Origin of the sequence: Microcoleus sp. Z1_B2 (genome assembly GCF_036700325.1) — a bacterium.
Classification (GTDB): Bacteria; Cyanobacteriota; Cyanobacteriia; order Cyanobacteriales; family Microcoleaceae; genus Microcoleus.
Genome location: NZ_JAUBOQ010000002.1, coordinates 230,685 through 243,859, shown reverse-complemented (window position 1 = coordinate 243,859; position 13,175 = coordinate 230,685). Strand labels below are relative to the sequence as shown.

Here is a 13,175-nt window from a genome sequence, read left to right as displayed (position 1 = left end):
ATTTCTCGCCAGAAACCGGTTTTATTCAAGAAACCCGGTTTCTCTGTACTTCACTTACCTGGAAAGTGCTGTATACTATCCATGTCCATCTTCTTCTTTTCCCAAATATGCCTCAATTACGCGAGGATCGGCGCGAACTTGATCTGGAGTTCCCTCAGCAATTTTAGTACCGTACTCCATAACACTCACGCGATCGCTAATTCCCATCACCACTTTCATATCATGTTCAATCAGCAAAATACTCAAATTCAACTCATCGCGAATTCGGTAAATAAAGCGAGTTAAATCAGCCGTTTCGTTCGGATTCATCCCCGCCGTAGGTTCGTCCAAAAGCAGCACTTTCGGATCGGAAGCCAAAGCCCTGGCAATTTCCAATCTGCGCTGGTCTCCGTAGGAAAGGTTTTTTGCCAACTCCAGCGCTTTAGAAGCACCTAAACCGACAAAATCAAGCATAGTCAAGGCTTTTTTCTTAGCTTCCCGCTCTTCTACAATCACAGCCGGACTGCGGAGGATTGCACCCAACAAACCTGTTTTTAATCGGCAGTGTCTACCTACTAAAACATTATCCAGCACAGTCATGTTGTTAAACAAGCGGATATTTTGAAAAGTTCTAGCAATGCCGAAAGTTGTCAGGCGATCGGGAGGTAAACCCGTGATATTTTTTTGTTCCAAAAGCAACTGACCGCCACTCGGTTTGTAGATACCCGTCAGCATATTAAAAAAAGTAGTCTTGCCCGCACCATTGGGGCCGATCAAACTGGCGATCGAGCCTTTTTCCAATGTTAAACTAACCTGGTTGACCGCAGTCAAACCGCCGAATCGCATTGTAAGTTGCTGTGCTTCTAATAATGACATTTTGGTTCTGTTTTCTAAGATTTTATAGTAGTGCGATCGTCCTCGTCACAAGCTTTCACGCACACGAATCAATTCGGGATTGGGAGATTTTAGGGCATATTCTCTAACGTACAGACAAAATAGAACTTAAAAAGATTAGATTCTAGCGAACGGCGAGGGCGATATTGTGCGTGTAAATCGGCAGTCGAAAAGTTTTCAATAACTTTGAGATTGAGTTCGTCAGCCAAAGTAGCAATCTTTTCAAACCCCGTAATCCACGGTGCATACATACTTTCGTATTTATCTATGTAATCATTGATATCTTGGTAGCCCGTGGTTCTCAAAATTACCTTTTCCGACATATAATCAAAGGACAATCGAAAATTATCAACATTGTCGCGAATTTGTTCTAATACAAATATTACATCTTTTTTGTCAACCAAAGTAGTGTTGCCTTCCCACAAAAAATATGTCGGTCGAGCGAAATCAAATTCACTCGGTTTCAGCAAGGAGATTAAACCGTCTTTTACGTAATCGCCGGGAAGGTAGCGAACATTGGCAGTAACTTTGTTAGCTTTGAGAGTTTCTGCTTTTAATTGAAGAGTCGCGGGGTCGTCTATTTCAAAATAAGTGACTTTTTCTCCATTAATTATAGCAGCGCGAGTATCCAAACCCGAACCTAAAATAACTACTTGCTTGCAACCTCCTAAAATTTGATTTGACAAAAAATCATCAAAATATTTAGTCCGCAACTTAACCATTTCTTTAGCGGCGGGAGAGTTTTGAGCTATTTGCCTAGCTACTTTTTTTGTTTCCTCATTGAGCCATATTTTTACTACATGATCAGTATACAGAGGAATGGCCTCTTCATTCTCTTCTGCTCTAAATTCCGCAACGATAAAAGCAGTACCAGTTACATTGTTCATGGCTAATCTTTCACCCTTACTAAGTAGTTGGTTACAAATAAACCTTAGATGGGCACGGGGTTTTTACACCCCTAAACTCCCTTGTATCTGAGATGTTGCACCATTCTAAATAAGGTTTTTATAACAGGCAAGATGCCTGTTCCACAAAGAGTGAATTTTATTGTGGAACAGGCATCTTGCCTGTTCTTGAGAATGGTGCAAAATGTGAGTTGCATCCTAGATTATTAGCTAAATCCGCCTACCAAATACTATGGTTTTTGCCCTTACCTACTTATTGACTTCTCGCATCTGCTAAAGACTCATTGCTCGCTTCAGCATCCGAATGCAGTTCAGCTTGGTGTATCTTATCAGGAATCAGCCCCTCCGGCCGCACGAGCATCATGACAACAAGAGTTAGGCCGAATAGAAATAAGCGCATTTGAATCGGGTCTAAACTGGTGGCCAGAAAGTCTCGCAACTGGGGAATTGCAATCCTGGGGAGTACAAAAGTATTCAGAAAACCCTTGAGGACTTGCGCTAATTGTGGCAGATAAAGCCGATCGGCAGACATGATAATGATAGCCCCCAAAATCACCCCGGTCATGTTGCCCAAACCGCCTAAAATCACCATACAGAGGATGATTACCGACACCGAGAAATCGAAAACGCTGGGAAAAATCGCGCTGATATAGGCGGCGTAAAACGCGCCTGCAAAGCCCGAAAACGTCGCTCCCATCGCAAAAGCCGAAAGTTTGGTTTTGACTAGGTTAATTCCCATCGCACTCGCAGCTAATTCATCTTCGCGCATGGCATTCCACGCCCTGCCCAAGCGGGAATCTCGCAGCCGCGAAATCATGAAGTAAGCAAAGACAACTAGCAGTAAAATTAGGTAGTACCAGGGAAAGTAGTTGCCGGTGCTGAAAGTGCCGATAATGGGGAGAGATGGACGCCCGATCGGGTTTATTCCCGCTTCGCCGCCGGTGAGGTTAAAAGGTCGATCGCACCCAACCAGACACAGCACCAACTCAGGTTTACCCAAAACAGCCGCAACAATCTTCGAGACTGGTTCGTCGATCCGAATCGCGGTTAAATTCCTAAAGACAACCGGGATAATTTCGCCAAAACCGAGGGTAACAATCGCCAAATAATCGCCCTTGAGCCGCAGTGTCGGAATACCGAGGATTACGCCCGCGATCGCAGCTACACCGGCCGCGATCGGCAGTACCACCCAAAAGTTCCAAGCAATATTTAATTGCCCAGAAGATAGCAAAGCTGTCGTGTAAGCGCCGATCGCAAAAAACGCCGCATATCCTAAATCCAACAAACCCGCAAAACCCACAGTAATATTCAAACCCAGCGCCAGCATAATAAAGATTTGAATCTGTACTACAGTAGCAATCCAGCCAGTCTGAGCCTGAATGTCGATAAACGGAAACAGAATTAGAATAAAAGCTAATGTCACCAGAGTTGCCAGCCGCTGGCGTTCCCCCTGCAAACCCTGCAAAGCACCCATTAACGTAGCTGTCAAAATTGCGATCGTCAAACTGCAAATCCCGTACAGCAGCGTAGTCGGCAAAGCAACAGCAGGTTGACCAGACAAAGGCCTAATCAAAACCCCTTCTACCACACTCGCAACTAACAGCCAAACTCCCAATCCCAATCCGGCTAAACTGCCGATCGCAGCACCCATTTTCGGGCTGTAAACCTTCTGCTCCCGACAGCTCATAAAGCCCGCAGCCGTACCCATCAGCCACCCGATCACCGTGCCGCTCCAACCGCCGAATAACAAAACAGTCAAAGAGCCGATCGCCCCTAAAATACCAGTCGATTTAATTGCTTGGATTATTTTATTAGTCATTAGTTATTAGTCATTAGTTATTAGTCACTGTTTACTGTTCACTGTCAACTGTCAACTGCTATATACTGGAACTGTTACCGCAACACACTTCAAACGGGCGATCGCTATATGGTACAAGCACCTCAAAAAACTATCACCCTCGACGAGTTTTTGCAACTCCCAGAAACCAAACCCGCTAGCGAATACATCAAAGGTGCGATCGTCCAAAAACCTATGCCACAAGGAAAACACAGCAAACTACAAGGAAGACTCGTAACAGTCACCAACGACATCGCAGAGAAACCGCAAATTGCCCTAGCCCTACCAGAACTTCGCTGCACCTTTGGCGGACGTTCTATTGTGCCCGATGTCGCCATTTTTGTTTGGAATCGCATTCCCCTAGACGCTGACGGCGAAATTGCCAATACATTTAATGCTCACCCAGACTGGACAATAGAAATTTTGTCCCCAGCCCAAAGCCAAACCAAAGTCACAAACAATATTTTGCACTGTTTGAATGCCGGTTGTCAGATGGGTTGGTTGCTCGATCCCGATGAAAAAAACATTTTAGCTTATCCCGCAAGGCAGCAGCCTATTTCCTTGCAAGAACCAACAGATATACTTCCGGTTCCCAAATTCATGCCGGAAATGCAGTTGACTTTAGGCGAAGTTTTTAGCTGGCTCAAACCAGGGAATATTTAAAAGGTAAAACTAAAACGTAAAACGATCTCGCTTTTAGTTCCCCAACTTATATGAAAAATCTGGGAGATGCCTGTGCTGTTTTTTCATGTCTAATTAAATATCTCTTGCGATTATTTAAACCCAAAATTTCAAACCTTCTCCTGAACATTTTCGCCCAACAAACCCCCAGGCCGAAAAGCCAAAATCACCACCAAAACCCCAAACACCCAAGCATTAGTCCAGCGGCTCGATAAATACTGGTCGCTCAAAGACGAAAGCAACCCAATCAAAACGCCTCCTAACATCGCCCCCACAATATTGCCAATCCCCCCCAAAACCGCCGCCGTAAAAGCCCTCAAACCAGCCGTAAACCCCATCGTAAACACAATAGTATTGTTGTACAAACCAACCAGAATCCCAGCCGAACCCGCCAAAGCTCCCCCAATCAAAAAAGTCAGAGCAATAATCTGATCGACATTAATCCCCATAATTTTAGCAGCATCGCGACTTTGAGCAGTTGCCCGCATCGCCTTTCCCAGACGAGTGTATTGCACAAACACATGAAGCAAAACCATCAATACCACCGCCACTACCAACACAATTAAATCCTTGGTAGTAAATACAATACTCGTTTGAATTCCCAAAGCTTTAAAAATATCAACTCGCGGCAACAAATCGGGAAAGCTTTTCGGCGCAGCAGAATTAGAACCCATCACTGGAATAAAAGCTTTCAATCCTCCCCAAAACAGCCCCATATTTTGGAAAATAAAAGAAACTCCAATTGCCGAAATTAAAGGAGCCAAACGGGGAGCATTTCGCAAAGGTCGATAAGCATACTTTTCCACAACAATATTGAGTCCAGCACAAAAAACCGAACATACAATTAAAGCAACTAACATCACCGGTATAGCAATACCTAAAGGTGCGCCATCTTGAATCCCAAAAGCCCCGAACACGGTTAGGGAAGCAAAAGCGCCCAACATATACAAATCGCCATGAGCAAAATTGATTAACTCAATAATGCCATAAACCATAGTGTAACCCAAAGCAATAATTGCAATCAGCGCGCCGTTGACCAGACCAACTAATAATTGTTGGATAAAAACTTCAGGATTGCTGACTATTTCTCCAACGATTTTTGGCAAATCAAATCCTGCGATAGGACCTAATAGCAAAACTATATAAACTACACCTAGATATAAGAGAATACTTTTCCAGTTTTTCATGTTTTTGAGTAATTGGGAATTGGGAATTGGGAATTGGGAATCGAGAATTGGGAATTAGGAATTAGGAATTGGGAATTGGGCATGGGACATTGGAGGGAGAAGGAAAAAGGCATAATTTTTTATGATCCCTTCTTCCTTCTTCCTTCTTTCCGATATCCGTTACATCCGTTATAAAATCCGTTGCCGAACTTCCCTCTTCCTTCTGATTAATTATTCCGTCTTGAGCGCATTCACGAACTCCCACTTGCCACCTTTAACAACATTTCCTGACATTGTAGTCAAGCTCGTGTCGCCGTTGGTGTCAAAACTCCAAGTGCCGAGTACCCCGTTAAAATCTTTAGTTGCCAAGACAGCTTCGCGGATAGCAGCGCGGTCATTTTTGCAAACTTTATTAATTGCGCCGATCGCAACTTTAGCAGCTTCATAGGCGTAAGCTGCATAAGCTTCCGGTTCAGCATTATATTTTGCCTTGTAACTTTCGTACCACTTCGCGCCCGCACCAGTCAATTCTTGAGGAGGCAAGCCGCCAAAAGTAGCGTAAACTCCTTCGGCATCTTTGCCCGCCGCGTCAATTAAAGCTTGCTCTTTAATGCCGTCGGGCCCCATGAATTTAACTGCATCAGCCGCCATCCCAACATTTCTCATGTCTTTAATTATTTGTCCGGCGTTGCTTTGAGTAGTGCCACCGAAGTAAATCAGGTCTGGATTTAAAGCTTTGATCTTATTCATTAACGCCTTATAGTCGCTAGCTTTAATATCAATTCCCTCTCTTCCGAGGACTTGAATTCCCAACTTTTTAGCAGTGGCTTCAAAAACATCAGCGATGCCTTTGCCGTAGAGTTCTTGGTCGTCGAGAATGTAGACTTTTTGTACGCCCAAAGATTTCGCCCAGTTGCCAGCTACAGCCCCTTGAAGGTCGTCAGCGGGGACAACGCGGGTGAAATTACGAGTGCCTGTGGGATAATAAACGTTAGGTTCTTTGGCTTCGCCTTTTCCTGGTTTAGTCAGTCCCGGATAAGTGTTGGCCGGACTGATCATGACGATGTTAGCTTGGTTGAGCACGGGAATGGAAAGTTTGGCGGCACCGGAGTTATAGTGACCGATGACGGCAACTACCGAAGCGTCAGCGACGGCTTTGTTGGAGTTCGAGGTTACTTGGGCCGGGTCCCATTTGCCGGCGGCGGCGGTGGCGTCATCGAAAACTTCGTATTGGATTTGGATTTTGCCGTCGCAAGCTTTGGAGTTGGTTTCGGCGAGGGCTTGTTGGATGCCGTTGACCATTGTTTGAGCTTGACCCAAGGCGCTGCCTGTCATGGGCAGCATGGAGACAATTTTGACAGTATTTGGGTCTCCGGGGCTGCTGACTGCGACGGGAGTGGCTGCGGGACTGGTTCCGGGGCTGCCTCCGGGAGTTGTGGCGGTGGGTGCTTCAGGATTTTGACAGCTAGCGCACAGAGAGGCTATTCCGGCGGCAAAAAGTAATTTCCGCAATCCTACGACGCCGAGATTGTGTGTTGAGTTGATTTTTGGGGGTGTGGCACTTTTGCCGCCTGACTTCTGGGAAAAGTTCATAGGTTGGTTCGTTTGTTGGTTGCGTCTTAGCATATTTCCACTCTCTAAGTCTGTAAGTCAAGAGTTAGCACAGATTTTCAAGTTTTACCAATAAATTGGGTCTAAAGCCCCGTCCTTCTAGGACGGCTTTAATTAATTATCAACTTTTGTTAATTGTTTTCTTGAACTTTCTTGCATTGTGTTCATTGTAGAGTAGAATAACTATACTACAGGTAGAATAACCGCCGATACACATGAGACACCACGCTCAAACGATAGGTCGGAAAACAATAATGGTTAGTGGGTGGCGAAAACCACGAAAAACATAGCTGGGCTAACTAATGCAAGCCAAAATCAGAGACTAAACTTTTTATTTCTAAAATGTACTGTGGGGCACACAGAAACAAGAGAAGCAATTCTCGAAAGCTTGGGGAGACAAACCCTCTGAGGTTATCTAAATTAAGCTCGATATTTGGTTCTTTTGAACGGATACCAGGTTTAAACACTGCCGCAAGGATAGATAGTTTTAAGGTATGTCGCAGAACCAAGAATCCCCTCGCCTTCAGGCAGGGGAGTGTCAAGTGAACTCTTAAAGATACACCGCTGCAACAAGCTTTTTCTCTCGTTCCCGTGAACTTCCTGGGAAGGCGTACCAGCCCAGGAAATGAGGCAGAGCCTCGGTCAATGGGTTTCCAGGAGCTTCCGGGGAACCAGTTAAAACCTGTTCAACCAGTTAAAAACTAAAAGGGAAAGGAAAATACAGATTTCCTTTCCCTTTCTCAACCCTCCAGCGTCAAATCAGCTTGATTGCGAAATCAAATCCGAATCCTTTTTTTCTTTTGAGCGATCGACACTAAAATCTTCATAGTACGATCGCTCAGTATTCACATCCCACAAATCGTGCTTTTCGCCGAGAATATTTCTCACAGCCAGCATCCCCGTCAGCATGGAATGGTCTTGGTTGTTGTATCGGTGCATACCGTTTCGCCCGATCGTCTGCAAATTCTCAAATCCCTTCAAAAAACTTTCAAGTACCTGCAAGTGTCCTCGATATTCCCCATCATAAACTGGATAAGCTTTAAGTTGCCGTATGACAACTCCATCTTGCACCTCAGCAGTTGTTGCTAACCCCAAACCAACCAACTCGCGAGTTGCTAATTCGACAAGTTCCGCGTCCGACATTTCCCAAATCTCGTCGCCTACGCTACAGAAATATTCCATTCCTAAACAACTTTTGCTGACATCAGGAACTAAAGCAGCGCTCCAATTCTTAAAGTTTTGAATTCGTCCAACTTTGACTTCGGGAGAGTGAATGTAAATCCAGTTGTCAGGAAACAAATCCTTGCGATCGACAATCAGCGCTACAATCAAAAAATCTCGATATTTGAGCGATCGCGCGGCGTGCAACACCTCTTCGGGGGGCTGCGGTTTCATTCTTGCTACCAGCGCCGATATCGGCATACTTGTAATGAAATTATCCGCCGAATATTGAACTAATTCTCCGTTTTGCTCCGCAGTAATACTTTTAATCTTATTACCTTCACGCTCAAAGCTAATCACTTTAGTATCGAGATAAACTTTGCCCTCTTTATTCTCCACAGCTTCCGCGAACTTTTCCCACATCATCCCCGGCCCCAAAGCCGGATAATCAAACTCTTTGATTAATGTTTTAGTGTCGTTGCTGCCAAACAAAGCATTAATAATTGCTGTCGTCAGCGACAATCCTTTAATCCGCTGCGCCGCCCAATCTGCTTGAATTTCCGAACAAGGAATGCCCCAAACTTTTTCAGTGTAAGTCTTAAAAAATGTTTTATACAAGCGTTCCCCAAAACGATTGATAACCCATTGTTCAAAAGTTTTTTCTTCCGTAAGTGGCCAAATTCTCACTTTCAGATAACTCAAAATAATCAGCGTACTCTCAATTATGCCCAAATTAAAGAGAGTATTGAAGGCACTAATCGGATAGTTGAAAAATTTACCTCGATAAAAAATTCGCGACAATCGTGGCACTTTAATAAACTCATTTCCCAGTACCTCTTGCCACAACTGCTGCACGGCTTCAACTTTAGTATAAAAGCGGTGGCCGCCAATGTCGAAACGATAGCCTTTGTAGGTTTCTGTGCGAGCTATTCCCCCAACTTTATCACCTTTTTCTAGTACAACAGGGATGATGCCTTCCTTGACTAGCTCGTAGGCAGCAGTCAAGCCCGCAGGGCCTGCACCGACGATCGCAACCGGATAATGTTTCACTCAGCCTACCTCCAGCTTTTTTATCGAACCATACAATTATTTATAACTTGTCCAAGTTACAGATGCACCCGTGAATACCCTGAGAACCTATTGAGCTACCTGATTTTGAAGGACAATTTGCCTTGATTTATTGAGCGGATACTGGCAAGCTAACTTTGCCAGTCACAGGCTTTTTTTGGTATAAGTAGCGACCCGTGCCGATCGCGAATGCCAGTCCGCTGTAAAAGTAGAAAAGCCAGTGCCACGGAATAGTTTTCAGGGCAAATAGGATACCGTGTTTACGGTGAAAAAATCGGTAAAGCGGTGCATTAATTGCTACCAGCGGTATTGCCAGCAAACCAGCCAGTAGCAGAAAGCTCACCGACCAGCAGGTTCCCAAAGTTGCCAGCAGGACTGCATAAGTTAAAATCACGCTGATGCGGTTTGAAACTTGCAAGTTGAGGTCGTTATTCAATTTGCGATCGCGCCAAATCAGTTCTGTCCAAGGCAGCGCTCGGTAGAAAAAGTCAGCTTTCACCATACCCATAGGCTTCCACCGCTTTAAATGCTTCACCTGCAATGTTTTGCACAGCCGAATGTTATAACCTGCTTGTTTCAAACGGTAGCCGAACTCAATATCTTCGATCGAAGCTTGGCGGTAACTCTCATTAAAGCCACCCATTTGCAAAAAAATTTCCCGACGAATCACTCCGCAAGCGCCCCAAAAAGTCGAAGCTTCTTCGTTACCTGTTTGGTGCACGTAGTGGTGCAGCAAGTTCCTGTACTGCGATAGAAAATCAGGATCTCCGGGAGCATCGTCGTAAGAGCCGATGAAAGCAGCTAAGTAGGGATTATTTTTGAACACCGATATCGCATAGCCCACAGCTTCTGGACAAACAGCGACATCAGCATCCACAAAAAACAGAATATCTCCCTTTGCAGCCTGGGCACCCAAATTCCTGGCCCGCGCTGGCCCTCCGCATTCGGGAATCCTGATCACTTTGGCGCCGAATTCCTGGGCTAGACGCCAAGAACCGTCGCTTTCACCATCTGCTACTACAATAATCTCGATCGGCCTGGGCACAGTTTGAGCCAGTTTTGACAAACAGGTGCGGAAGTAAGAGCCCCCGTTGTGGACTGGGATAATAACGGATACAGTGGGGTCGGCGGTAGAAATCATTACCTAAATTGTTTAAATTGCAGGGGCTAAAATTTGCTGGAATTTTATGGGTGCTACTTTACAAAGGGTAAAATCAGCTCTACTTTTTTATTTATAACTCGATTTTTGTTGATCTTCAACTATATTTTTTGCTGGTATTCTCGATTTAATTTTCCCCATTCTTACTTCTATTTTACGCCATCTCTTGCTGAGAGTGACCTGATGTAGACAACACCTTTACAAAATCTTTAAATATATCATTGTTTGTGTAAACTTCGGAAAAAGCCCCTGCAGCATTTTGGTGTGGCTGTGTTGCCATACACAAGACTTTGATTTTATAAGTAGGCACACCGTATAAAATCCAACATCGTTTATACGGATACCCACGAACTGTCAGGACTTGCGCGGTACAATTTCTTTTACAGACCTCATCCGCGAGTGACTGCTGCCCCAAGTCTCGATCGCGACTGCGGACTCAATGCACACTTTATGACTTTTGGCAATATAATTTAAATATACGTCTTAAAATTTCCGACACTGTACGATCGAGCTTTGGTAATTTGCTAATATACTCTTAGCTAGTTCCCTTTGAACCAAAACTTTTACATAAACAAGTTTTTATATTACATGAAAACCTTCCAAAACACTTTAAATCAGCCCTTAGTTTCAGTCATCATACCAGCTTAGGAATGAGAATTAAATAACTTAGAATGCGTGATGGTTCTTGTGGGATGGGCCTGAAAGCCCGTCCAGAAAGGGGGGCGGGACGCCCAACCCACTTTCATTGTGTAAATTATTTAATTTGCGCTCCTATGCAGCAATGGCAAAATCTCACTCTTTAATTATGGCAGATATCCGGCAGCAACATCCCGAAATTCCCAGCAGCATTTATCGCTGCTATAGCAGCAACTTTTACATTTACTTAGGATCGCGAATTAAATAACTTACAATTTTAATTATTATTGTGGGATGGGCGTCCCGCCCGTCCCACTTTCAAGAGTGGAAGTTATTTAATTCTCATTCCTTAGCTGTCAAAAGCAACCGCAGTGGCAATCACCGGAGTACATTATCTTGGCTGTATCGATCGTTCAAAGAAGATTTATCAATGGCACTTTTGCGCCATAATTTGTATCTGCTGTCAATAGAAAGTATATTAAAAATAATAGTTACAGCGCCAACTGAAGCTGGGTTAGAGTTAAAAAAAGCATCAGAATCGAGTGAAGGGAGGACAGTTGCTAGGACTGAGGCGCGAACGAAAGCTCACAGAATGTTGCCATCGCAGGTATACGAAAGAATGCGATTCAATAGTTTAGGAAATCGAAAATCTACATAAACCCAAAATTGAAAAACCCGGTTTTTTGAAGAAACCGGGTTTTTGAGGAAGCTAGAGGGCGTTTAATTCTGCCTGGTTGGTCGATCAAGAATGAGGAAAGAGGGTTAAATAAAAAAATCTAAATTTTCCATTCTTCCTTCTTACTTCTTCCTTCTTCCTTCTACTTAATCTCTCTAAGCGTGAGAAGCTGTAGCAGTTTGAGCTTGCGGCTGCTTACCATCTGGCGCAAGGGATTCCCCTTCAATAAACGAGCGCAACATCCAAGCCATTTGCTCGTGCTGTTCCATCAAACCCGTCAAAAAGTCTGCGGTTCCGTCATCCTTAAACTCTTCACCGCACTGTTCTACGTGTTTGCGGAGATTGCGAATAATCAGTTCGTGGTCATCAACTAAACGCGCTACCATTTCCGTAGCCAAAGGCAAATCGCCGATATGTTCTTTAATCGAGCCATACTTCAGAAAACCCTCAGCAGTACCAATTGGATAGCCACCTAAAGTTCTCACCCGTTCAGCCATAGCATCGATATTTAGTGTTAACGCCTGATAGTGTTCTTCCCACAACTGGTGGAGCGATCGAAACTGCGGGCCCACTACATCCCAGTGATACTTTTTGGTTTTGATTAACAGCAGATAAGCATCTGCCAAGTCGTGATTCAATAGTTCGATAACGCCTGCACGTTGCTCGTCAGATAGACCTATGTTTAACTTACGCATTGAAAATTGTTCCTTCAAATCTAACTTTACTATTAGAACAAATTTCGCCCGTCACTTACATCAACCCAGAGGACGATCGAAGACGATCGCACTTTAGTAAAATATCTGCTTTTCAGGTTAAAGTAATTGCAATATTGATACCTTTAGATAGATGCACTCAAACTTATTGTTCCGAAGCGCCTTTGTTTGGCGATCACACCGATTGGGCGGCAGGTGAGTCCCCGCTCAATCCCGCTATATAAAAAGGCTGCACTCTGATTGTTAATAAAAATTAAGGAATTTATGCCGAAGGTAACGAACATCACACACACTTAATTGTGCGGGCGGGTTTAAATGACGGCATAACGGACTTGCAATTAAATATCACCCCATTATATCCTAGAAGGCTAGGAAACAGATTTTCGGACATGAGCGGTTCTGATCTGTGTGATTGGGATGCTACAAATGATATTGACTCAAACCCTTCAATCCACGTTCAAGGATGCTGCCAAGAAACAGACGGGCGATCGCCGTCGAAACTTTATGGCAAAAGTGGCGGAAGACCCAGATCAAATACAGCCGTGAAACCCTTTGTCCCATCTAGTAGACGCCGGGAGAAGTTGTGTGCTAGCTTCACCTTCAGGAACACTTGCTGCTGTGACCACCACACCACTAAGCCGAAGGTATCAACCGCAGTGCCGCGTTTTGGGCCCGCAGGTGCATGAAGG

General features: G+C 44.4%; 12 protein-coding genes. 4 read left to right on the top strand and 8 right to left on the bottom strand.

Annotated features, from left to right (window positions below; translation table 11 throughout):
- Positions 1 to 75 precede the first annotated feature (75 nt).
- From QT984_RS01965 to QT984_RS01955, 3 genes are all read right to left on the bottom strand, one after another.
- Positions 76 to 855 carry an ABC transporter ATP-binding protein gene (locus QT984_RS01965; RefSeq protein WP_333053263.1) on the bottom strand — a complete coding sequence of 260 codons (780 nt, stop codon included), beginning with the start codon at positions 853 to 855 and terminating at the stop codon, positions 76 to 78.
- An 89-nt stretch (positions 856 to 944) separates the two neighbouring features.
- On the bottom strand, positions 945 to 1,760 hold the full coding sequence (locus QT984_RS01960) for an SAM-dependent methyltransferase (RefSeq protein WP_333053262.1): 816 nt from the start codon (positions 1,758 to 1,760) through the stop codon (positions 945 to 947).
- Between the two features lie 271 nt (positions 1,761 to 2,031).
- Complete coding sequence (locus tag QT984_RS01955) at positions 2,032 to 3,597, bottom strand: ABC transporter permease subunit (RefSeq protein WP_333053261.1); 1,566 nt, start codon at positions 3,595 to 3,597, stop codon at positions 2,032 to 2,034.
- A 108-nt stretch (positions 3,598 to 3,705) separates the two neighbouring features.
- Here QT984_RS01955 and QT984_RS01950 point away from each other — a divergent pair, with 108 nt between their 5' ends.
- Positions 3,706 to 4,278 (top strand): Uma2 family endonuclease, encoded by a 573-nt coding sequence (locus tag QT984_RS01950; RefSeq protein WP_333053260.1) that lies wholly within the window; start codon positions 3,706 to 3,708, stop codon positions 4,276 to 4,278.
- 128 nt (positions 4,279 to 4,406) lie between these two features.
- Here QT984_RS01950 and QT984_RS01945 read toward each other — a convergent pair whose 3' ends face one another.
- From QT984_RS01945 to QT984_RS01930, 4 genes are all read right to left on the bottom strand, one after another.
- On the bottom strand, positions 4,407 to 5,402 hold the full coding sequence (locus tag QT984_RS01945) for a branched-chain amino acid ABC transporter permease (RefSeq protein WP_333053259.1): 996 nt from the start codon (positions 5,400 to 5,402) through the stop codon (positions 4,407 to 4,409).
- Positions 5,403 to 5,693: 291 nt separating this feature from the next.
- On the bottom strand, positions 5,694 to 7,088 hold the full coding sequence (locus QT984_RS01940) for a branched-chain amino acid ABC transporter substrate-binding protein (RefSeq protein ID WP_333053258.1): 1,395 nt from the start codon (positions 7,086 to 7,088) through the stop codon (positions 5,694 to 5,696).
- 744 nt (positions 7,089 to 7,832) lie between these two features.
- Positions 7,833 to 9,284 (bottom strand): NAD(P)/FAD-dependent oxidoreductase, encoded by a 1,452-nt coding sequence (locus QT984_RS01935; protein ID WP_333053257.1) that lies wholly within the window; start codon positions 9,282 to 9,284, stop codon positions 7,833 to 7,835.
- A gap of 127 nt (positions 9,285 to 9,411) precedes the next feature.
- Complete coding sequence (locus QT984_RS01930) at positions 9,412 to 10,443, bottom strand: glycosyltransferase family 2 protein (RefSeq protein ID WP_333053256.1); 1,032 nt, start codon at positions 10,441 to 10,443, stop codon at positions 9,412 to 9,414.
- A gap of 799 nt (positions 10,444 to 11,242) precedes the next feature.
- Here QT984_RS01930 and QT984_RS01925 point away from each other — a divergent pair.
- On the top strand, positions 11,243 to 11,365 hold the full coding sequence (locus tag QT984_RS01925; protein ID WP_333053255.1) for a hypothetical protein: 123 nt from the start codon (positions 11,243 to 11,245) through the stop codon (positions 11,363 to 11,365).
- Between the two features lie 563 nt (positions 11,366 to 11,928).
- Here the strand turns inward: QT984_RS01925 and QT984_RS01920 are convergent.
- On the bottom strand, positions 11,929 to 12,468 hold the full coding sequence (locus QT984_RS01920) for a Dps family protein (protein ID WP_333053253.1): 540 nt from the start codon (positions 12,466 to 12,468) through the stop codon (positions 11,929 to 11,931).
- Here QT984_RS01920 and QT984_RS01915 point away from each other — a divergent pair.
- Together QT984_RS01915 and QT984_RS01910 are read left to right on the top strand one after the other, a co-directional pair.
- Positions 12,468 to 12,710: a hypothetical protein gene (locus tag QT984_RS01915; RefSeq protein WP_333053252.1), complete on the top strand. Its 243-nt coding sequence runs from the start codon at positions 12,468 to 12,470 to the stop codon at positions 12,708 to 12,710. The two genes, QT984_RS01920 and QT984_RS01915, sit on opposite strands and share 1 nt — an antisense overlap.
- A gap of 165 nt (positions 12,711 to 12,875) precedes the next feature.
- Positions 12,876 to 13,172 carry a hypothetical protein gene (locus tag QT984_RS01910; protein ID WP_333053251.1) on the top strand — a complete coding sequence of 99 codons (297 nt, stop codon included), beginning with the start codon at positions 12,876 to 12,878 and terminating at the stop codon, positions 13,170 to 13,172.
- The last annotated feature ends 3 nt before the right edge of the window (positions 13,173 to 13,175 follow it).